The following is a 21,510-nucleotide window of genomic DNA, read 5'->3' on the forward strand; positions in this document are numbered from 1 at the left end:
CGGCGGCAATTGTTGCAACGCTCAGGCCTGGCCGGGGCTTTTCTGGCGGTGACGAGTAACCCGGTGCTGGCCCAACTGGCGCGCGCGCCAAGGCTGATCCCGTGGCGCAACTGGTCGGGGGCGCAGACTTGCCTGCCGATGGCGCGCCTGGCGCCCAAGGACCTGGACGAGTTGGTGCAGGTCATCCGCCAGGCGCCGGGGCAGGTGCGCCCGGTCGGCTCGGCGCATTCGTTCAGCGCGCTGGTGCCGACTGACGGCACCTTGCTGTCATTGAGTTTCTTCAACGGTTTGCTCGACCACGACCCGGCGACCCTGCAAGCCACCTTCGCCGCCGGCACGCCGATGTCGCGCATGGGGCCGGCGCTCAAGGCCGTAGGGCAGGCGTTGCCGAACATGGCGGACATCGATTACCAGACCCTCGCCGGCGCCATTTCTACCTCCACCCACGGCACCGGCGTGGGCTTTACCTCGTATTCGGGCTGCGTGACGGGCCTGCAATTGGTCACGGCCGGGGGCGAGGTGCTGGACTGCGACGCCTCGCGCCATCCCGAGGTGTTCAGCGCCGCCCGTGTATCGCTCGGCGCGCTGGGCGTGGCCACCCAAATCCGTTCGCAGAACCGGGCGCCGTACCGCCTGCGTGAACGCCAGTGGATCGCCAGGACTGAAGAGCTTTTGGAAGACGTCGAAAAAAACACCCGGGAAAACCAGCATTGGGAAATGCTCGTCGTCACCCATTCCGACTACGCACTGTCCATCGCCCTCAACGAAACCAGCGACCCGGAAACGCCGCCGATTGACCCGGCCGAGGCCGGTGGCAACGCGTTCGTGACGATCATCGAAAAACTCGACAAGTACACCAGCGACTTCCCCGACACCCGTCGCACCTTGCTCAATAGCCTGCGCTTTTTTGCCGGTTTCGAAGACCGCGTGGCCGAGTCGTTCCAGGTCTACGCCAATGTGCGCAATGTGCGATTCAATGAGATGGAATACTCGGTGCCCGCCGAACATGGCCCGGCGTGTCTGCGGGAGATCCTCAAGCTGATCACCGACAAGGACCTGCGCACCTGGTTTCCCATCGAGTACCGCTACGTCAAGGCCGATGACATTCCGCTGAGCATGTTTGAGGGCCGCGACAGTTGTTCGATCTCGGTGCACCAGCACTACGCCATGGACCATCACAATTTTTTTGCCGCTGTGGAGCCGATTTTCTGGAAGTACGCCGGGCGCCCGCACTGGGGCAAGTTGCACACCCTGAATGCGCGCACCTTGCAGCCGTTGTACCCGCGCTGGGACGAATTTGCCCGCGTGCGCCGCGAGCTGGACCCGCGTGGGAAATTCCTCAATGCCCACCTGTCATCCATTCTGGGAGTGGCCTGATGAACCGTCGACATTTCGTGTTGGGCACCGGCGCCGTGTTGGCGGCCGGCGCCTGGCTACTGCGTCCGAGTGATCACGGCGGCCCGTACACCGAGTATTTCCGCGCATTGAATGCCGAGCTTAAAGCCCACGGCCCGATGCGCCCGGTGATGCTGATCGATCTGGACCGCCTGGATCACAACATTGATGTGGTCACCCAGTCGGTGCAGCGCGGCGGCAAACACTTGCGCCTGGTGGAAAAGTCGCTGCCGTCGCCGGGGCTGCTCGCGTATATCGCCAAGCGTGCTGGCACGCAGCGGTTGATGTCGTTTCATCAGCCGTTTTTGAATCATGACGCGCAGGTGTTTCCCGAGGCCGACATCCTGATCGGCAAGCCCCTGCCGGTGCGCTCGGCGCAGCTGTTTTACCAGACGCACCAGGGCACATTCGACCCTTCGCGGCAGTTGCAGTGGCTGCTCGATACGCCCGAGCGTTTGCAGCAGTACCTGGCGCTGGCCCAAGGGTTGGGCACGCCATTGCGGGTCAATATCGAACTGGACGTGGGGCTGCATCGCGGCGGCATCAGCGACAACGCCGCGCTGGGGCAAATGCTCTCACTGATCAAGGCCAACCCGCAGCACCTGGCGTTTGCCGGGTTCATGGGTTACGACCCTTTCGTGGGCATGGGCGTGCCGGGCATTCTCGGTTCGCCCCAGGCGCTGTTTGAACAGGTGATGCAGCGCTACAACGGTTTTGTGGATTTCACCCGCCAGCAATTTGCCGGGTTATGGCGTGAGGGGTTGACGCTGAACACCGCGGGCAGCCCCAGTTATCGCATTCATGAGCAGGAAACCCTCAGCACGGAAGTGTCGGTGGGCACGGCGTTGCTCAAGCCCACCCATTACGATCTGCCGTCCCTCAGTGAACATGTGCCGGCGGCATTTATTGCCACGCCGGTATTGAAAAGCACAGGCGCGGTGAATATTCCGGCGCTGGACGGCAAGTCGCGGATATTTTCGTGGTGGGACCCGAATCAGCGTCAGACGTACTTTATTTACGGCGGTAACTGGATGGCTGAATTCGAGTCGCCCCAGGGGCTGCAAAGCAATGACCTGTACGGGCGCAGTTCCAACCAGGAAATGGTCAACGGTTCGGCAGCGGTGGGTTTGAATATCGAGGATCAGGTGTTCTTGCGGCCAACCCAGAGCGAGTTCGTGTTGCTGCAGTTCGGGGACCTGCTGGCCGTTCGCGGCGGCAAAATCGTCGAGACCTGGCCTGTCTATAACAACTGAATGACGCGACCCTCTGTGGGAGCTGGCTCCCACAGAGGGTCGGTCAGGGTTACAGGGCAAACGGAATGGTGAGCTTGGCCCACACCATGTCACCCTCCGGCCGGTTCTTCACATCAAACTCCTTGGCCCAGCGCACCTCGGCGCTGGCGTATTTGAGGAAGGTGAAATACACCGCCGGGCCGATGGCGAACACTTGCCCGCGCACGCCGTCATTCACGTCTTCGCCGTAGATGTTCACCACAGTGCGCCCGTACTGCTTGTCGTCGGTGGTTTGCTTGAGGTAGTAGCCGTTGACCCCCAGGCTGAGGTTGTCGGTCACCTTGTAGCTGGCTGAATAATCGAAGTGGAAAATCTGCCCGGAGCGGTAGTCGGTGTCGTGGTTTTCTTCGTTGAAACTGTAAGTGGTCTTGATCGACAACTCGGTGCGCTCATTGGGCATCCAGGTCGCCGACACCAGCGGTTTGTAGGTGTAGAAATTGTTGCTGGTGTTGGCCAGGCGCGTGGCGTCGTATTCGCCGGTGGGCAGGGTGATTTCCACGGCGGCGGCGAGGGTCAGCGTCGGGCCCATGTCCCACAGAATGATCGGCGCCAGGGTGGTGTCGCCCATGCTTTCGCGGGTGTCGGACGTGCCGAACAGCGACACCTGTTGTTTGAGATAAGGCTGAGCCACGTAACCGCCCAGGCGCCCGCCGAAGATGCGCACCGGGCTCAGGTAGTCCAGACGCGGAATGATCGCGTCGGATTTGATGCGCACGTCCGGCACTTTGCCGCCCAGGGAACTGATGTTCAATTTGCGCGCTTCGTAGTGGTTGTAATACAGATTGAAGGCGAACATGTGGTCCGGCAGGTTGTTCACGTCCAGGGGCAAAATATAGAAGCCATCGGTACCGGGGCCGATGTTGTCGACGCCGCCTTCGGTGGCCAGCGCCTGCAGGCTGATCAGGCTCAACAACGCGAGTTGCGACGCAAGAAGTGCACGAGTGGGGTTCATGTCTGGCCTCATTATTATTGTTAGGGCACTGCTGGCCATAGAAATAAGCCCTGGGAAGCCGGCGGGGCAGGGTTTTGGCGGCCAGATAGGGGGGCTTTGCCGGACAGGTTTCACTCAGGGTGCAGCGACTCTTGCAAGCGCCTATGATTGTCAGAATGTTTCTAAAACAAGAACTGAAGTACTCAGTCAGGAACCCGTGATCCATGCAAAGGAAAGCCGTTGACCCGCAGTTCGAACTGGCGCTGGTGTCGCCATTCCTGTTGCAAACCCTGGGGCAAGTGGTGGCACAGAAGGGCGCCAGTGCCGAGGCTCTGTGCCGTGGGCTGGGCTTTACCCTCGCCGACCTGGACGACCCCTCGCAGCGCATTTCCTACCGCCAGGCCGTGGCCATGATTCAGCGCGCGCTCAAAGCCTTGCCCGATCAGGGCCTGGGCCTGTGGGTAGGCCATCAGAACGTATTGGGCACCCTGGGCTTGCTCGGGCATGTGATTTCCCTGTGCAAGACCCTGCGCGATGCCTTTGCCATCGGCGAGCGGCATCAACACACCTCCGGCGGCATCGCCACCACCCGAACCTATGAAACCGCGCAGCACGTGTGTGTCGACGTCGAATGCCTGCTGCCGTACGCAGATGTGCAGGTGTTTGCCGCTGAAGAGTTCTTCGCCAGCCTGATGGTGTATGGCCGGGCACTGGTGGGGGCGGATTTTCACCCGCAGCGGGTGGAGTTCGTACACGCGGCGCCCTCTTACGTTGGCGATTACCAGCGTCTGTTCGGCGAAGACGTGCGTTTTGGCTGCCTGCATAACCGCATGGTGCTGGCGCCACACTGGCTGGACACGCGCCTGCCCAACCATCACCCGTTGGCGTTGCGCCAGGCGCTGGACCTGCTGGAGCTGGAGAGCGCGCAGTTGCATCAGAAGATGGACTTGATCCAGGCCGTGGAACGCGCCATCTCGCGGGACTTGCAGGGCAGCCAACTGGAGAAGGTCGCCGGCGACCTGAACATGAGTGGCCGCACCCTGCGCCGGCGTCTGACCGAGCACGGCCTGACCTTCGAAGCCTTGTTGGAGCAGGTGCGGCGCGCGCGAACCATGGGGTTGCTAGGCAATCCAGGGCTGTCCATCGAACGCATCACCGAGGAAGTCGGCTACAGCGATGTACGCAGTTTCCGACGCGCATTCAAACGCTGGACGGGGGTAAGCCCCAGTGCGTTTCGCGGTGAGGGGGGAGGGCTGGCGTAGTCCGTAGAGTGGTCCCGTTCAGGACGCCGGTCTAGAGCGGTTTCAGGAAGCAGACGAACTTTGCGGTCGAGCGCGCAAAGGTTTGCTTTTCGGCGAATCAAAAAGCGCGCCGATCGCCTGACGCGCACGGGACAGCCGGCTCATGACCGTGCCGATCGGCAGGTCGAGCATTTCGGCCGCCTCCTTGTAGCTGAAGCGCTCCACGCCCACCAGCAGCATGACTTCGCGCTGGCCGTCGGGAAGCTTCTCCACGGCTTCGATGATTTGCCGGTGCATCAGGTCGGACTCCGGGTTGGGCGCCTCGGGGTCGCTGACGGTTTCCAGGAATTCATCGTTCCAGTCCATGCGCGAACGACTGCGCACTTTGCGCGAGCGCAGTTCGTTGATCCAGGTGGAATGGACGATGGAAAACATCCAGCTCAGCACCGACGTATCGGGCTGCAACTGATGGGAGCGTTCCAGTGCGCGCACGCAGGCGAGCTGAACCAGGTCTTCGGCATCGTGCTTGTCGCCGGAAATGCGCAACGCGAATGCCCACAGGCGTGGCAGCAGTTCTGGAAGCAGTGCGGGTAAGTCAGCACCGGTGATCGACATATTTCCTCTTTTTATTTCTTGATGCCTAAAATGGTGCGGTCAGGCTACGAGGTCGATACCGTAGCGGATGCCTGTGTCGCGGCGTCCTTTTTGCGGTGCTGAGGGTCCCTTGGTCTAAATGAATTGTATCAAGATGCTGACAAATTGTATCAATTTGGATCGATTTTGAAAGGTTATTGACAGCTTATGCAGGTAACAGGCCAATAATACTGACAGCTGTGTCAGGAAATTTCCCCCGATACATGGTGAAACATATAAGATTTATTCGGCGCTGGGAATATTTTCAATTCCAGGGTGTTCTCTTAGAGTATTTGCACGTGTCACCGAGTGTTTCCAGGTTGCTTTAAAGTTCTTTTGCCCTGTTGCCACGGCAACGGTGATGTCAATATGATGGCTTGTCGCTACCCGCTGACTCGCCGCTTCGGCCCACAAGGCCGGAATCACACAGCAGAAATTGATGAATACAAACGGAGAGATAACCCCATGGTAGCGGATGATGCCTTGCTAATGGCCTATGTTGACGGCGAGCTTTCGTCGCAACAGAACCAGGAGCTTGAGCGGCTCATAGACGCCTCGCCGGATCTGGCTGAGCGAGTCTCTCGGTTGATGGCTTCCTGCCTGCCTTACGAGGAAGCATTTGCCCGCCAGAACCTGCCACCGGTGCCCGAGAGCCTGAAGCTCAATATTGCAGCGTTGGCGGCTCAGCATTCGGCTGCCCAAGCGCCTGTGGGGACTGTTCCGACGAGCGGTGTGAACTCTTCCGGTAAAGAAGACAGCGTTTTCTCGCGCCTGTTCGCCTTCCTCCAGCCTAAATTTGCATGGCCGGCCCTGACGTTCGTTGCGGGTGCAGCCTGCTATGCCCTCGTGCTTCAAATTGGTGCGTTCAGCGGTGCCCTTAAACCGGGCTTCGATGCTGCCGCTCCAGCCGTTGCCCAGACCTCTCCCTGGGTTCAACAGGCTGCTGCGTATCAGCATCTCTATACCCGTGAAACCGTGGCTTACGGCGCCCAGCCCGCAGATGCCGTGACCCAGACCCTGGCCGATATCCGCCAGGTAGACGGTTTGGCGCTGCGCGTCCCGGACCTGAGTTCCGCCGGCCTGACCTTCAAGCGCGTGCAGCGGCTGCGGTTCAACAACAAGGCGTTGATCCAGCTGGTGTACCTGCCGGCCAATGGCGCGCCGGTTGCATTGTGCGTGATGAAAGAGCCCAAGCCGGATCAGTCCATTGCACAACAAAGCGTCGCGCAAATGAACGTAGTAACCTGGCGCCAGTCTGAACTGGGCTACGCCCTTATCGGCGAGCCCGAAGGTGTAGACCTCAACGCCGTTGCCCGACTTGTCGCCGACCGAAGTGCTGCCCAGCTGTTCGCTGCCGTGCCCGCACCGATGTGGATCGCCGCCATCCAGAAATGACCATGCTGGGGTCGGGCATTGGTTCCCAATGTCGTGATCCCAGATAGCTAGATGAAAAAAAACTTCTTGCTGAAAAAACGTCATTACCTGCCTCTTGCCCTCGCTGCTGTGGTTGTCACAGGCCTCGGTGCCTGGCTGTTGCCGTCCTTTTATTCGCCTTCGCCCACTGCCGCGCAAATCGTCGATGAGATGGAAGCGGTGGCCGGTGGTGCGCATCCCGGCTTTCGTCGCAACCATGCCAAAGGTCATTGCATCAGCGGCCGTTTTGAAAGCAACGGCAATGCGGCAGAAATTTCCCGCGCGTCCCTGTTACAGCCTGGCAGCGTGCCGTTGATCGGCCGCTTGTCGGCGGCCGGTGGCGACCCGTCCCAGGCCGACGTGCATGGCATGATCCGCAGCATGGCCCTGCGCATGGCCGCCGCCGATGGCGAAACCTGGTACATGGCGATGAATTCCGTGCCGGTGTTCCCGGTGAATACGCCCGAAGGCCTGTATGAGCAGTTGCGTGCCTCGATGCCCGAGTACGGCGGCAGCGGTCCTGATCCGCAAAAAATGCAGGCCTTCAAAACTGCCCACCCTGAAATGCGTTCGTTTGAGACCTGGCTGGCGGAGCATCCGGAAGCGTCAGGTTTCGACAACTCCACGTTCTACAGCGTGAATGCTTTTCGCATGACTGACGCCCAGGGTCGGGTGCGCTTCGTGCGCTGGAGCATGGTGCCTGAGACACCTTACAAACCGATGACAAGCGGCCAATCCCGCGACCCGGATTTCCTCGCCTATGGTTTCTCCAAGCAGCTTGAGCAGGGGCCGGTGCGCTGGCACCTGATCATCACGTTGGCCAACCCCGGCGACGTGACCACCGACGCCACCGTGCGCTGGCCTGAAGGACGGCGGCAGATCAACGCCGGCACGCTGGTCATCGACGACCAGCAATCCCAGGTCGAAGGGCTGTGCCGCGATGTGGATTTCAACCCGCTGGAACTGCCCGACGGCATCGGGCCGTCGGATGACCCGTTGCTCATGGCGCGCGAGGCCGCGTATGCCGAATCCCATCGGCGGCGCGTCGAGGAAGAGAACGCCCATTAAGAATTTTTCCCGTCACGCGGAATAAATCATTTCCCTCGCTTGTTCTATTCCCAGAACAACTTGAACGAGGGAAGTACGATGGGCCTGCCCACCGAAGCTCAAACACTGGATTTCACCGCGCTGGCCCAGCCTTTGGGCGAGGCCGACGCATGTGGCCAGAACCTTGAGTACGACCCGCAGTTTCTTGAGCTGGAAGAGGAAGCCCTCGGTAAACCCGAGGTGCAATACGGCGACACCATCACCCAGGCCGTCGAGCCGAACTGGAAGCGCGTGATGGTCCTTGCGCAGCCTCTGCTGGAACGCAGCCGTGACCTGCGCCTGGCCATCTGGCTGACCCGCGCCCAGCTCAACCTGAACGGCATCGCGGGTCTGGCGGCCGGGCTCGAACTGGTTCAAGCCCTGCTGGAACACTGCTGGGATGGCCTGCACCCTCAGCTGGATCCTGACGACGACAACGACCCGCTGCTGCGCATTAACATCCTGGCGTTTCTCTGTGAGCCTGCCGGCGTGCTGCGAGACGTGCTCGACGCGCCCCTGGTCAGCGCTCGCAACCTGGGCGCCGTGACCCTGCGTCAGTTCGAACTGGCCAGTGGCGAGCAAAGCGGGGAGGGCGAAAACGTCAGCCTGGCAATGATCGAAGGCGCGTTTATCGAAGCCGACCCACTGGAGCTGGCGGCCACCGACGCGGCGCTGACGCAGGCGTTGGACCTGAGCGTCCGGATTGAGCAACTGCTGACTGAAAAGGTCGGTGTCGGTCGCGCCATCGACCTCAGCGGCCTGGCGACTGTGCTGCGCCGTGCCGGTGACGTTATCCGTCGTCGCCTGCCTGGCGAGGCCCCTGTCGACGTCGCGGCGGTCGCCGCGCCCATAGCAACCGCTGCTGCTGTCGCTGCTCCACAGGCCCTGCGCGGCGAGATCAACAGCCGCGAAGACGCGCGTCAGACCATCGACCGCCTGTGCACCTATTTCCAGACCTTCGAGCCTGCCAGCCCGGTACCGATTCTGCTGCAGCGCGCGAAGAAGCTGATCGACAAGAATTTCATGGAATTGCTGCAAGACCTCGCCCCTGATGGTCTCGCGCAACTGGCGCTGGTCAGCGGTATTCGCAACAGCGACGACTGACCCTTTTTGTATCAACCCCACTCACTGGAGCTTTTCCTGTGGCCAAAGAAAGCAGTCAGAAGTTCATCGCTCGCAACCGGGCGCCACGCGTGCAGATCGAATACGACGTGGAAATCTACGGCGCGGAAAAAACCGTGCAATTGCCCTTCGTGATGGGCGTGTTTTCGGACCTTTCCGGCAAACCTGCCGAGCCGTTGCCGCCGGTGGCCGAGCGCAAGTTCCTGGAAGTCGATATCGACAACTTCGACGAGCGCCTCAAGTCGATGAAGCCGCGCGTGGCGTTCCAGGTGCCCAACACCCTGACCGGTGAAGGCAACCTGCCGGTGGAAATCACCTTTGAATCGATGGACGACTTTACCCCGGCCGCCATCGCCAGCAAGGTGCCAAGCCTTAACCAGTTGCTCACCGCACGCAGCCAATTGTCCAACCTGCTGACCTACATGGACGGCAAGGTCGGCGCCGAGGAGTTGCTGGCCAAGCTGCTGGCGGACCCGACCGTGATGCAAGCCTTGAGCTCGGCTCCCAAGCCAACCGAATAACTGAATAACCGTTAACGCCGCCGGTGCCCCGTTTGCCCCGGTACGGGGACGCTTTGCCCAAAATTTGAGGATGCCTTCATGTCCACGACCCAATCTGAACAGCCAGGGCAGCTTGCCCCCGCCACGGATTTTGACGCCGGCGACTTCGCCAGCCTGTTGCAAAAAGAGTTCAAGCCCAAGACCGACAAGGCCAAAGAGGCGGTGGAAACGGCAGTGCGCACCCTGGCGGAACAAGCGCTGCACGGCACCAACCTGATGCCCAATGACGTGCTGGGCACCATCGAAGGCCTGATCGCGGCCCTCGACCAGAAGCTCACCGAACAGGTCAACCACATCCTGCACCACGAGGAATTCCAGGGCGTTGAAAGCGCCTGGCGCGGCCTGCATTACCTGGTCAACAACACCGAGACCGACGAGACCCTGAAAATCCGCGTGATGAACATCTCCAAGAACGAGGTGCACAAGACGCTGCGCAAGTTCAAGGGTGTGGCGTGGGACCAGAGCCCGATCTTCAAGAAGCTGTATGAAGAGGAATATGGCCAGTTCGGCGGCGAGCCATACGGCGCGTTCGTGGCCGATTACTACTTCAACAACAGCGCGCCGGATGTGGAGCTGCTGACCCAGATGGCCCGCGTCAGCGCCGCCGCCCACTGCCCGCTGATCACCGCCGCCGACCCGAGCGTGATGCTGATGGAGTCGTGGCAGGAACTGGCCAACCCGCGTGACCTGACCAAGATTTTCCAGACCCCGGAACACGCCGCCTGGCGCAGCTTCCGCGCCAGTGAAGACTCGCGTTACGTGGGCCTGGCCATGCCGCGCTTCCTGTCCCGCGCACCTTACGGCGCCAAGACCAACCCGGTGGAAGAGTTCGACTTCGAAGAAACCACCGACGCCGCCGGTGCCAGGGATTTCACCTGGGCCAACGCTGCCTACGCCATGGCTGTGAACATCAACCGTTCGTTCAAACACTACGGCTGGTGCTCGCAGATTCGCGGCATCGAGTCCGGCGGTGTGGTGGAAGGTTTGCCGGTGCACACCTTCCCGACGGACGACGGCGGTGTGGACATGACTTGCCCGACCGAAATCGCCATCAGCGACCGCCGCGAAGCCGAGCTGGCGAAGAACGGTTTCATGCCACTGGTGCATAAAAAGAACAGCGACATTGCCGCGTTCATCGGTGCGCAATCGATGCACAAACCGGCCGAGTACGACGACCCGGACGCCACCGCCAACGCCAACCTGGCCGCGCGCCTGCCGTACCTGTTCGCCACCTGCCGTTTCGCCCACTACTTGAAGTGCATCGTGCGCGACAAGATCGGCTCGTTCAAAGAGCGCGACGACATGCAGGTGTGGCTCAACAACTGGATCGGCCGCTACGTGGAACACAACCCGGCCACGGCCACCGACGCCGACAAGGCGCGCAAACCGCTGGCCGGCGCCGAAGTGGTGGTTGAAGAAATCGAAGGTAACCCCGGCTATTACGGCGCCAAGTTCTTCCTGCGCCCGCACTACCAGCTCGAAGGCCTGACCGTGTCCCTGCGTCTGGTCTCCAAGCTGCCGTCCACCAAATCCAACTGATCAACCTGAAAGGTAACGACCATGATCCTGCTGAACTTCAAAGGCACCCAAATCAAGGGCACTTCCACTGTCGACGCGCACAAGGACTGGATCACCATCGACGCGATCCAGATGGGCGTCGGCCGCGCCATCTCCATCAGCGGCGGCGGTACCGACCGCGACACCAGCAACCCGTCGTTCTCGGAAATTTCCATGACCAAGGCCACCGACCTGGCGTCGGCTGACCTGTTCATGCAAGCCGTGTGCGGCAAAAGCCTGGGCGATGCCGAGATCCACTTCATCCAGACCGGCGGCCCGGACAAGAAACAACAGGTGTTCCTCAAGCTGATCCTTGGCCAGGCGATCATCAGCTCCTACTCCGCCAGCAGTAACGGCGAGCGCCCGAGCGAAACCTTCTCCATCAACTTCACCACCATCAGCTACGAGTACGACTCCTTCACCGGCGACACCGTGATCACCGGTACGCCGAAGAAGTGGGACCTGGAAAAGAACCAGAAGATCTGATTCTGGCTCGGCCTGGTGCGGCGGGCGGGGCAGTTCTGGCAACCGGGTTTTCTGTGGCGAGCGGGCTCGCCACAACAGCCCTGATCACCACAGAAAGCTCGCTCGCAGCAACATGATGGAGTACTGATTTTATGGCTGAGCTCACCAGTCGCGAACGCCTGCAACCGTCGCTGCTCGATCGCCTGAGCGACGACGACACCGAACACGCCGTGGAGCCGCGTGACAAGCGCGTGCTGTCCATGCGTGGTCTGCGCAAGGCGGTGTTGCGTGATCTGGGGTGGCTGCTTAACAGCACCAGCCTGGGCAGTTTTCGTGACCTCAGTGCTCACCCTCTGGCCGGGCAATCGGTCATCAATTTTGGTCTGCCGGATCTTGCCGGCAAGACCGCCGCCGGTTTGGACCGTGAAGAGCTGGGGCGGCGCATCCGCCAGGCGATCTGGGATTTCGAACCGCGGATTTTACGTGACAGCGTGCGCGTGGTGCCGGTTGCACCCGCCAGCAATGCAGCCAGCCCTAACCAGATGGCGTTTGAAATTCATGGCGAACTCTGGGGCCAACCGTTGCCCGAGCGCCTGTACCTGAAGACCGAACTCGATCTGGAAGCAGGCGAGGCGAAGGTTTTTGATATCGAGACAAGGGACGTGCGGTGAACGCCAAACTGCTGCGCTATTACGAACGTGAACTGGCCCATCTGCGGGAAGTCGGCGGCGAGTTCGCCCGCGATTACCCCAAGGTCGCCGGTCGTCTGGGGCTGGAAACCTACGCCTGCGCCGACCCGTATGTGGAGCGGTTGCTGGAGGGTTTCAGTTTTCTGGCGGCGCGGGTGCAGCTGAAAATCGATGCCGAATTCCCGCGCTTTACCAACCATTTGCTGGAGCTGGTGTACCCGCAATACCTGGCGCCCACGCCCTCGATGGCTGTGGTGCAATTGCAGCCGGACATGAGCGAAGGCAGCCTGGCCGCCGGGTTCAAGGTAGCCCGTGGCACCGCGTTGCACAGCCAGTTGGGTAAGGGCGACCAGACCGCGTGCGAATTTCGCACTGCCCACGACGTCGATCTGTGGCCCGTGGAACTGGTGGAAGCACGCTACTTTGCCTGTGGCGCGCAAGTGGCCGGGGTCGACCTGTCACGCCTGGGCGGCGTGAAGGCGGCACTGCGGCTGCGCTTGCGCGTCGGTGCCGGGCTCACCTTCAGTGACCTGACGCTGGATAATTTGCCGCTGCACATTCGTGGCGGCGAAGTCATGCCTTCGCGCATCCTCGAACAACTGCTGGCCCAGACGGCCGGTGTGTTGGTGATGCCAGTGCAGGAGCATGTCGACTGGCACCAGTTCCTGCCCAAAAGCGCGATTCGCAGCATGGGTTACAGCGACAGTGAAGCCTTGCTGCCCAGCGGCCCGCGTTCGTTCCAGGGCTACCGGCTGTTGCAGGAATACTTCGCCATGCCCCAGCGCTTCATGTTCGCCGACGTGGCGGGGCTCGCGAACAGCGTCAGCCGCTGCACTGCCGAGCAACTGGACGTAATTGTGCTGTTCAAGAAGCTCGATCCGATGCTGGAACAGAGCCTCAGCGCCGCCAATTTCGGGTTGTACTGTACGCCCGCGATCAACCTGTTTCCGATGCGCACCGAGCGCGTGCACCTGTCGGACCAGCAATCGGAATACCACGTGATCCCCGACCGCACGCGGCCGATGGATTACGAGATCTACCAGATCGAAGGCGTTACCGGCTACGGCAGCGGTGCCGAGGCCAGCCAGACCTTTGAATCGTTTTACCGCGCCAATGACCTGCACGCGCGCACGCCGCCCAAAGCCTTTTATCAAGTGCGCCGCGATGCGCGGGTGCTCTCCGAACAACAGCGGCGCCAGGGCCCGCGTTCCAGCTACATCGGCAGCGAGCTGTTCCTGTCGCTGGTGGACGCCCAGGAAGCGCCGCACCGCAGTGACCTGCGCCAATTGGGCATCGATACCCTGTGCAGCAACCGCGACCTGGTGCTGAGCATGCCGGTGGGCAGCGGGCGTACCGATTTCACCGTTGAGTCCGGCGCGCCGGTGCAGTCGGTGCGCTGCGTGGCCGGGCCCACGGTGCCGGCGGCGTCGTTTGCCGAGGGTGAGACGGCCTGGCGGCTGGTCAGCCATTTGTCCCTCAACTATCTGTCGCTGCTGGATCAAGACAAGGAGCAGGGCGCCACGGCCTTGCGCGATCTGCTGCGCCTGTACTGCCGCATCGACGACGAAGCCGCGCATAAACAGATTGAAGGCCTGCGTTCCGTCACCGCCGAGAGCATCGTGCGGCGCCTGCCGCTGCCGGGGCCGATCACCTACGGGCGCGGCCTGCAAATAGGCGTGACCCTGGATGAGTCGGCCTTTGAAGGTGCCGGGGTATTTGTGCTGGGCTCGGTACTGGAGCAGTTTTTTGCCAAGTACGTATCGCTCAATGCCTTCACCGAAACGGTGATCAAAAGCACGGCACGCGGCGTGATCATGCAATGGCCGGCGCGGGTGGGCAGATGCGAGATCCTCTGACCCTGCTGGGCGAGCTTGAAGCGCACCCGGGGCGCTTCGACTTCTATGGCGCGTTGCGCCAGCTGGAGTGCGCCTTCCCGCAACTGCCACGCATCGGCCAGGCCGCACGCCCGGCGGATGAGGCCGTGCGTTTTGGCCAGCAACCGTCACTGGCCTTCGAACCGGCAATGATTGCCGCGCTCAAGCCTGGGGTAACGCCCAAGCTGCTATTGAATTTTTTCGGCCTGATGGGCGCCAACGGCCCGCTGCCGATTCACCTCACCGAATACATCCGTGACCGCCAGCGCAACCTGAATGACCCGACCCTGGCCGCATTCTGCGACGTGTTCCACCACCGCATGATCAGCCTGTTCTACCGCGCCTGGGCGAGTGCCCAGCCAGCGGTGAGCCTTGATCGGCCGGGAGCGGACCGTTTCGCCCAATACCTGGGTTCATTGATCGGCATCGGCCAGCCGTCGTTGCTCAATCGCAACGCTGTGCCGGACGTGGCCAAGCTGCACTTCGCCGGGCGCCTCGGGCCGCAGACGCGCAATGCCGAAGGCCTGGCGGCGTTGCTCTCTGACTACCTCGGCGTACCGGTGCAGGTCGAACAGTTTGTCGGCCACTGGATGACCTTGCCCGCCGACGGTCTGTGCGCGCTGCGCAGCGGGCCAGACGCCGCGGTACTCGGCCAGACCACCGTGATGGGCAAGAAAGTCTGGAACACCCAGCACAAATTCCGCCTGCTGATAGGCCCCCTCGACCTTGAACAAACCCGGCGTCTGTTGCCCGGCGGCGACAGCCTGCAACGCGTGCAGGATTGGGTGCGCCAATACGTCGGCCTAGCGATGGACTGGGACGTCAACCTGATCGTCAAAAAAGAACAATTGCCCGGCCTGCGCCTGGGTTCCGCGCCCCTGGGCTGGACCAGTTGGCTGAGCAGCAAAACTCCCGAGCAGGATGACCGGCAACTGCTGATCAATCCGCGAATCTCCACCTCTTCTCAAGGATCTGCCCATGGCTGATATCAGTCGCGTCGCGCTTTTCGGCAAACTCAACAGCCTGTGCTACCGGGCCATCGAAAGCAGTACCGTGTTTTGCAAGATGCGCGGCAACCCCTACGTTGAGCTGGTGCATTGGCTGCAGCAAATCCTGCAGCTCACCGATTCGGACCTGTTGCGGCTGATCCGCCATTACGGCATCGACCCGGCGGTACTGGCCCGCGACCTGACCGCCGCGCTGGACCGTCTGCCCCGTGGCTCGACCTCGGTCACCGACCTGTCTTCTCAGGTGGAAGAGGCGGTCGAACGCGCCTGGGTCTACGCCACCCTGATGCTCGGCGAGTCCCAGGTGCGTTCCGGGCACTTGCTGTTGGCGCTGCTGAAAACCCCGAGCCTGCGCAATGGTTTGTATGGCGTGTCCCGCGAGTTCAACAAGGTCGGCATCGATGACCTGAGCGAACAATTCGGCGCGTTGCTCAAGGACTCCCCCGAAGCGCAGATGAGCGCCAGTGACGGCTTCCAGGTGCCCGGTGAAGACGCCGGTGCCCTGGCGCCGGCGGCGATGGGCAAGCAGGAAGCCTTGAAGCGCTTCACCGTCGACCTCACCGAACAGGCGCGCAGCAGCAAGATGGACCCCATCGTGGGCCGTGATGAAGAGATCCGCCAGGTCATCGACATCCTGATGCGCCGCCGCCAGAACAACCCGATTCTGGTGGGTGAGGCGGGCGTCGGCAAAACCGCCGTGGTCGAAGGTTTTGCCCAGCGCATCGCCCGTGGCGACGTGCCGCCGAGCCTGAAAGACGTGCAGTTGCTCGCGCTCGACGTGGGCCTGTTACAGGCCGGTGCGAGCATGAAAGGCGAGTTCGAACAGCGCCTGCGCTCGGTGATCGACGAAGTGCAGGCCAGCGTCAAACCCATCGTGCTGTTTATCGACGAAACCCACACCCTGGTCGGCGCGGGCGGTGCAGCCGGCACCGGCGATGCGGCCAACCTGCTTAAACCGGCGTTGGCCCGTGGCACCTTGCGCACCGTCGGCGCGACCACCTTTGCCGAGTACAAAAAACACATCGAAAAAGACCCTGCGCTGACCCGGCGTTTCCAGACCGTGCAGGTTGATGAACCCGACGAAGCGCGCGCCTTGCTGATGTTGCGCGGCATCGCCGAAACCATGCAGAACCACCATCAGGTGCACATTCTTGATTCCGCGCTGGAAGCGGCGGTGCGCTTGTCGAATCGCTACATCCCGGCGCGTCAGTTGCCGGACAAGGCGGTCAGCCTGATCGACACCGCCTGTGCGCGCGTGGCCATCAGCCTGCACGCCACGCCTGCCGAGGTGGACGACAGCCGTCGACGCATTGAATCCCTGGAAACCGAACTGGCGATCATCGAGCGCGAAACCGCGATTGGCGTTGAAACCGCCAGCCGCCGCGCCTCGGTCGAAGCCTTGCTGAGCACCGAACGTGAGCGCCTGGACGACGTGGAAGGGCGCTGGGACAACGAGTTGGCGCTGGTGGAGCAGATTCAGCGCCTGCGCAGCCAGTTGGCCGATTCCAGCGACCGCGAGGCCGGGTTGGTCGAGCTGCGCCAGTTGCAGGACGAATTGGCGGTGCAGCAGGGCGAACACCCGCTGGTGCTGATCAGCGTCGATGAACAGGCCGTGGCTTCGGTGGTACAGGACTGGACCGGCATTCCGGTGGGCCGCATGGTCAAGAATGAAATCGAAAACGTGCTGCGCCTGGCCGACCGCCTCGGCCAGCGCATCATCGGCCAGAACCACGCGCTGGAAATGATCGCGCGGCGTATCCAGACCTCCCGCGCTGGCCTCGACAACCCGGGCAAACCGGTGGGCGTGTTCATGCTCGCGGGGACCTCCGGCGTGGGCAAGACCGAGACCGCCCTGGCGCTGGCCGAGTCGTTGTATGGCGGCGAACAGAACGTCATCACCATCAACATGAGCGAGTACCAGGAAGCCCATACCGTTTCCACCCTGAAAGGCGCGCCACCTGGCTACGTGGGTTACGGCGAGGGCGGCGTGCTGACCGAAGCGGTGCGGCGCAAGCCTTACAGCGTGGTGCTGCTGGACGAAGTGGAGAAGGCTCACCCGGATGTGCACGAGCTGTTTTTCCAGGTGTTCGACAAGGGCTGGATGGAGGACGGCGAAGGCCGGATCATCGACTTCAAAAACACCCTGATCCTGCTCACCACCAACGCCGGTACCCAGTTGATCAGCCGCCTTTGTCGCGATCCGCAGACCATGCCCGCGCCGGACGATATCGCCAAGGCCCTGCGCGAACCGCTGTTGGAAGTGTTCCCGCCGGCCTTGCTCGGGCGCCTGGTGGTGATCCCGTATTACCCGCTGAGCGACGCCATGCTGGGCAGCATCATCCGCCTGCAACTGGGGCGCATCGAAAAACGCATCGCAGACAACCACAAAATTCCGTTCACCTACAGCGACGACGTGGTGCAGCTGATTGCCAGCCGTTGCACCGAGCTGGAAAGCGGCGGGCGGATGATCGACGCGATCCTGACCAACTCGATGCTGCCGGCCATCAGCACCGAGTTTCTCAACCGCCTGCTGCTGGGGAAACCGGCGACGCGGGTGCAGGTAGGCGTTGAGGGCGGCGAGTTTACCTATGGCTTCGAGGCGCCCTAGAACCGTCACCTCACGCGGTCGCTGAACCCTCCTGTGGAATAAATCCGCTTGCCTGACTGTTCTGTCCAGGTGAGCGGACTGATCGCGCGTAGCTCGGACGGCCTGGACAGCATTTTCCATTTGCCTTGCAGGTAGAACACCAACGATGGCGACTCTTCAACAGCACCGCGAAATACAAGTAACCAGCGTGCTCGGCACCGATGTGCTGCTGTTTCGGCGCATGCAGGCCACCGAGGGTCTGTCGCAGCTCAGCGAATACCAGCTGGAGCTGTACAGTGAGCGCGCCGACCTGAATATCGACGACTTGCTGGCCACCCAGATGACGGTGGCGGTGGACCTGCCCAAGGGCGGCAGCCGCTATTTCAGCGGGCATGTCAGCCACTTTTCGTTCAGCACGCGGCAGGGGCGTTACTGCACCTACAAAGCCGTGCTGCGGCCGTGGCTGTGGTTTTTGACCCTGGCCAGCGACTGCCGGATCTTCCAGGAGCTGAGCGTGCCGGACATCCTCAAGCAGGTGTTCGCGCCGTACAGCATCGCCGACGTCGACACTTCGGGCCTGAGTGGCAGCTACAAACCATTGACTTACTGCGTGCAGTACCGCGAGAGCGATTTCAATTTCGTCAGCCGCCTGATGGAACAGGAGGGTATCTACTACTACTTCAAGAGTGCTGCCGGGCGTCACACCCTGGTGCTGGCCGATTCCTACGGCGCCCACTCACCGGCGCCGGGTTACGCCCAGGTGCGCTTCATGCCCGCCGAAGACCACGCCATGCGCGAAAGCGAAGTGATCTACGACTGGCGCATGGGCGGCGATGTGGAACCGGGCGGCTACAGCCTGCAGGATTTCGATTTCGAAAAGCCCAGCGCCAACTTGCTGGCCAAATCCACCCTGGCCGGCAGCTATCCGCAATCGCGGCATGAGCGCTACGACTATCCGGGCAAGTACACCGAGCGCAAAAACGGTGAAAACTACGCGCGCACCTTGATTGAATCCCTGCACACCGGCACCCAGCGCGTCACCGGTGCCACCCGCGCTCGGGGCCTGTTTCCGGGGGCGCTGGTGACCCTGACCGAACACCCGCGCAGCGAGCAGAACGCGCAGTTCCTGTTGCTGGAGGCGCGTTACGCGTTGTCCTCCGACACCTACGAGCCGACGCCACCGGCCGAGCCCGCGCCGGTACTGAGTTGCGAGTTCGTCGCGCTGTCGCGCCAGCAGCAGTTCCGCGCGCCGTGCGTGTCGCGCAAACCACTGATGCAAGGCCCGCAGACCGCCATGGTGGTGGGCAAGCAGGGCGAGGAAATCTGGACCGACAAGTACGGGCGCATCAAGGTGCAATTCCACTGGGACCGCGAAGGCAAGCGCGACGAAAACAGCTCGTGCTGGATCCGCGTGGCGCAGAGCTGGGCCGGCAAGCGCTGGGGCGCGCTGTACACCCCGCGCATCGGCCAGGAAGTGGTGGTCAGCTTTCTTGAAGGTGACCCCGACCAGCCGCTGGTCACCGGCAGTGTGTACAACGCCGACACCATGCCGCCGTATTCACTGCCGGAAAATGCCACGCGCTCGACCATCAAAAGCAACTCGTCCAAGGGCGGTGGTGGCTACAACGAACTGCGCTTCGAGGACAAAAAAGGCTCGGAGCAGGTGTTCCTGCACGCGCAGAAAAACCTCGACCAACGCGTGCTCAAGGATTCTTTGGATTGGGTCGGTGGCGACCGCCATTCCAAGGTCGACAAAGACCTGCGCGAGAAAGTTGGCGGTGACCGGCATTCCTCGGTGGGCGGCCACCGCAACGAGAAAGCCACCGGTGACGTGTCGATGGCGGCGGGCGCCAACATGATCATCAACGGTGGCATGAAGACCGGCATCACTGCCGGCATGGACACCTACATCAAGGGCGGCATGAACGTGGTGATCGAGGCCGGGGCGACCATCACCCTGAAAGTCGGCTCGACGTTTCTTACCTTGACCCCGGCCATGATCGTCGCCTCCACCATCCCGCTGCCATTGCCCGAAGCCGCCTCGGCAGCGCAAGCCCTGGCCCTGACGGCCGCCACCGGACCCGCCGGCACGCCGCTGCCGCCCAAGGAGGCCGACGATGGCAAGTAATTCATTCTGGAGCCCGCTATGAACCTGATCCTGCTGGTTAAAAGCTACCGCGACCAACCGATGCCCGGCGACGTGATCTGCCGTTTTACCGAGGTCGGCGGTTCCATTGGCCGCGGGCCGGACAATGACCTGACCCTGGATGACCCGGGCAAATACATCTCGCGTGTGCACGCGCGCGTCGAGTTGCGCGGTGAGCAGTTCTTTATCACGGACACCGGCAGCAACCCCAGCCTGGTCAACGAACGCCCGTTGGGCAATGGCCGCGAACGCGCGCTGGAAGAGGGCGACCGCCTGGTGATCGGCGACTACGCGCTGGAGGTTCGCCTGGAACAGCCTGTCGCGCCGGAGCCGGAAGACGATGCGCTCGCCACGCGCATCCTGCCGCCGCTGTTTGTACCGCCACCGCCGCCGGTGGCCGCCGAGTTGCCGCCGCTGGAAGTGCCGCAGCCGCTGGTGCGCGACCCCGAAGTGGTGGTGCCGGTGTTGCTGCACGATGACCTTGCCGGTGCACGCATTCTGGAAGGCAACTCGCTGTTTGACGGCGCCATGCCGCTGTCCGATCCGCTGGGTTTGAACCCGTCGCTGACACCCGTGTTTCGGGGCACCGAGAGCGACCATGTAGCGCCGCAGATGCAGGCATTCACCCCGCCGATCTGGCAGGCCGAGCCCCAGGTGATCCCGGATGACTACGACCCGCTCCATGGGCTGGCCACCCAACCCGCAGTCATCCCGGAACCAACTGTGGGAGCGGCGGTGCGACGATTCGACTTGCCCGCGATGGCGGTCTCTGAGATTGAAGTAATTCCGGAAAAAATCATTGTCCCTGAGGCCATCGCGGGCAAGCCCGCTCCCACACCGACAGTGCCCACCAGTGAGAACGCAGTGTTGCATGCATTGCTCCAAGGTTTAGGCCTCCCCGACCTCCACACCTCCCGCACCCCCACCGAGCTTGCCCAACTGGTCGGTGAAATGCTGCGCGCCGCCACCGGCGGCACCATGGACGTGCTCATGGCCCGCGCGCTGACCAAGCGTGAAAGCCACATCGACATGACCATGATCGGGGCCTATTCCAACAACCCGCTCAAGTTTTTCCCCGACGCCGACAGCGCGCTCACCCAGATGCTCAATGGTGATTCGCCGGCCTATATGCGCCCGGTCAAAGCCATGAATGCGTCCTTCGATGACCTCAAGGCCCATGAACTGGCGGTGATTGCCGGCATGCGCGCGGCGTTGGGCGCGGTGGTGCAGCGTTTTGATCCGGCGCGTGTGGAGCAGCGTCGCACCACCCACGGTGCGCTCGACAAATGGATGCCGGCGCGGCGCAAGGCGCGGTTGTGGGACCGCCTGGTGGAGCGTTACGAGGATTTGGCGCGGGACGCCGATGAGGATTTGCAGCGGTTGTTCGGCGAGCTGTTTTCCAAGGCTTATGAGGAGCAGGTGGCGCGGATGAGGCAGTAAAGGCCTGCTTCGCAGCCCAACGCGGGGCAAGCCCGCTCGCCACAGAAAGCCTCTTGCCACGGCCTTTTGCCG

The 21,510-nt window shown here is 62.2% G+C and carries 17 protein-coding genes; 15 read left to right on the plus strand and 2 right to left on the minus strand.

Translation table 11 applies throughout. From position 1 onward, the window contains the following. Nucleotides 1-48 precede the first annotated feature (48 nt). A complete protein-coding gene (locus ATI14_RS19130; protein WP_165448229.1) occupies nt 49-1,377 on the plus strand; it encodes a D-arabinono-1,4-lactone oxidase in 1,329 nt (442 codons plus the stop codon). A gap of 59 nt (nt 1,378-1,436) precedes the next feature. Beyond that, complete coding sequence (locus tag ATI14_RS19135) at nt 1,437-2,648, plus strand: DSD1 family PLP-dependent enzyme (RefSeq protein ID WP_165448230.1); 1,212 nt, start codon at nt 1,437-1,439, stop codon at nt 2,646-2,648. Nucleotides 2,649-2,697: 49 nt separating this feature from the next. Here ATI14_RS19135 and ATI14_RS19140 read toward each other — a convergent pair whose 3' ends face one another. Then, nucleotides 2,698-3,639, minus strand: a complete 942-nt coding sequence (locus tag ATI14_RS19140; protein ID WP_016974018.1) for a SphA family protein — start codon at nt 3,637-3,639, stop codon at nt 2,698-2,700. Between the two features lie 203 nt (nt 3,640-3,842). Between ATI14_RS19140 and ATI14_RS19145 the strand changes: the two genes are divergently transcribed. Continuing rightward, nucleotides 3,843-4,880, plus strand: coding sequence for an AraC family transcriptional regulator (locus ATI14_RS19145; RefSeq protein WP_016974019.1), 1,038 nt, complete (start codon nt 3,843-3,845; stop codon nt 4,878-4,880). A 42-nt stretch (nt 4,881-4,922) separates the two neighbouring features. Here ATI14_RS19145 and ATI14_RS19150 read toward each other — a convergent pair whose 3' ends face one another. Continuing rightward, nucleotides 4,923-5,474, minus strand: coding sequence for an RNA polymerase sigma factor (locus ATI14_RS19150; protein WP_016974020.1), 552 nt, complete (start codon nt 5,472-5,474; stop codon nt 4,923-4,925). 387 nt (nt 5,475-5,861) lie between these two features. Here ATI14_RS19150 and ATI14_RS19155 point away from each other — a divergent pair, with 387 nt between their 5' ends. The 12 genes from ATI14_RS19155 to tagH all read left to right on the plus strand — a co-directional run bounded on the left by ATI14_RS19155 (nt 5,862) and on the right by tagH (nt 21,438). After that, nucleotides 5,862-6,887, plus strand: coding sequence for an anti-sigma factor family protein (locus ATI14_RS19155; RefSeq protein WP_231124370.1), 1,026 nt, complete (start codon nt 5,862-5,864; stop codon nt 6,885-6,887). A 51-nt stretch (nt 6,888-6,938) separates the two neighbouring features. Beyond that, on the plus strand, nt 6,939-7,973 hold the full coding sequence (locus tag ATI14_RS19160; RefSeq protein WP_231124369.1) for a catalase family peroxidase: 1,035 nt from the start codon (nt 6,939-6,941) through the stop codon (nt 7,971-7,973). Nucleotides 7,974-8,051: 78 nt separating this feature from the next. Further along, nucleotides 8,052-9,095, plus strand: a complete 1,044-nt coding sequence (gene tssA, locus ATI14_RS19165) for a type VI secretion system protein TssA (RefSeq protein ID WP_016974023.1) — start codon at nt 8,052-8,054, stop codon at nt 9,093-9,095. A 38-nt stretch (nt 9,096-9,133) separates the two neighbouring features. Beyond that, entirely contained in the window at nt 9,134-9,634 is a 501-nt protein-coding gene (gene tssB / locus ATI14_RS19170) for a type VI secretion system contractile sheath small subunit (RefSeq protein ID WP_016974024.1), read from the plus strand. Between the two features lie 78 nt (nt 9,635-9,712). Continuing rightward, nucleotides 9,713-11,212, plus strand: coding sequence for a type VI secretion system contractile sheath large subunit (tssC, locus tag ATI14_RS19175; protein WP_016974025.1), 1,500 nt, complete (start codon nt 9,713-9,715; stop codon nt 11,210-11,212). Nucleotides 11,213-11,233: 21 nt separating this feature from the next. Beyond that, complete coding sequence (locus tag ATI14_RS19180; RefSeq protein ID WP_016974026.1) at nt 11,234-11,716, plus strand: Hcp family type VI secretion system effector; 483 nt, start codon at nt 11,234-11,236, stop codon at nt 11,714-11,716. A 131-nt stretch (nt 11,717-11,847) separates the two neighbouring features. Beyond that, on the plus strand, nt 11,848-12,366 hold the full coding sequence (tssE, locus tag ATI14_RS19185) for a type VI secretion system baseplate subunit TssE (RefSeq protein ID WP_016974027.1): 519 nt from the start codon (nt 11,848-11,850) through the stop codon (nt 12,364-12,366). Then, the gene (gene tssF, locus ATI14_RS19190; protein ID WP_016974028.1) at nt 12,363-14,240 is read left to right on the plus strand and encodes a type VI secretion system baseplate subunit TssF; all 1,878 of its coding nucleotides are present in this window, start codon (nt 12,363-12,365) and stop codon (nt 14,238-14,240) included. The genes tssE and tssF overlap by 4 nt, the downstream gene beginning before the upstream one ends. Further along, a complete protein-coding gene (tssG, locus tag ATI14_RS19195) occupies nt 14,225-15,244 on the plus strand; it encodes a type VI secretion system baseplate subunit TssG (RefSeq protein WP_032807143.1) in 1,020 nt (339 codons plus the stop codon). The genes tssF and tssG overlap by 16 nt, the downstream gene beginning before the upstream one ends. Continuing rightward, complete coding sequence (gene tssH, locus ATI14_RS19200; RefSeq protein WP_016974030.1) at nt 15,237-17,873, plus strand: type VI secretion system ATPase TssH; 2,637 nt, start codon at nt 15,237-15,239, stop codon at nt 17,871-17,873. The genes tssG and tssH overlap by 8 nt, the downstream gene beginning before the upstream one ends. 145 nt (nt 17,874-18,018) lie before the next feature. After that, nucleotides 18,019-19,980, plus strand: coding sequence for a type VI secretion system Vgr family protein (locus ATI14_RS19205; RefSeq protein WP_017255989.1), 1,962 nt, complete (start codon nt 18,019-18,021; stop codon nt 19,978-19,980). A gap of 18 nt (nt 19,981-19,998) precedes the next feature. Then, on the plus strand, nt 19,999-21,438 hold the full coding sequence (gene tagH / locus ATI14_RS19210; protein ID WP_016974032.1) for a type VI secretion system-associated FHA domain protein TagH: 1,440 nt from the start codon (nt 19,999-20,001) through the stop codon (nt 21,436-21,438). Nucleotides 21,439-21,510: the final 72 nt, after the last annotated feature.

Origin of the sequence: Pseudomonas tolaasii NCPPB 2192, assembly GCF_002813445.1 — a bacterium.
Taxonomy (GTDB): domain Bacteria; phylum Pseudomonadota; class Gammaproteobacteria; order Pseudomonadales; family Pseudomonadaceae; genus Aquipseudomonas; species Aquipseudomonas tolaasii.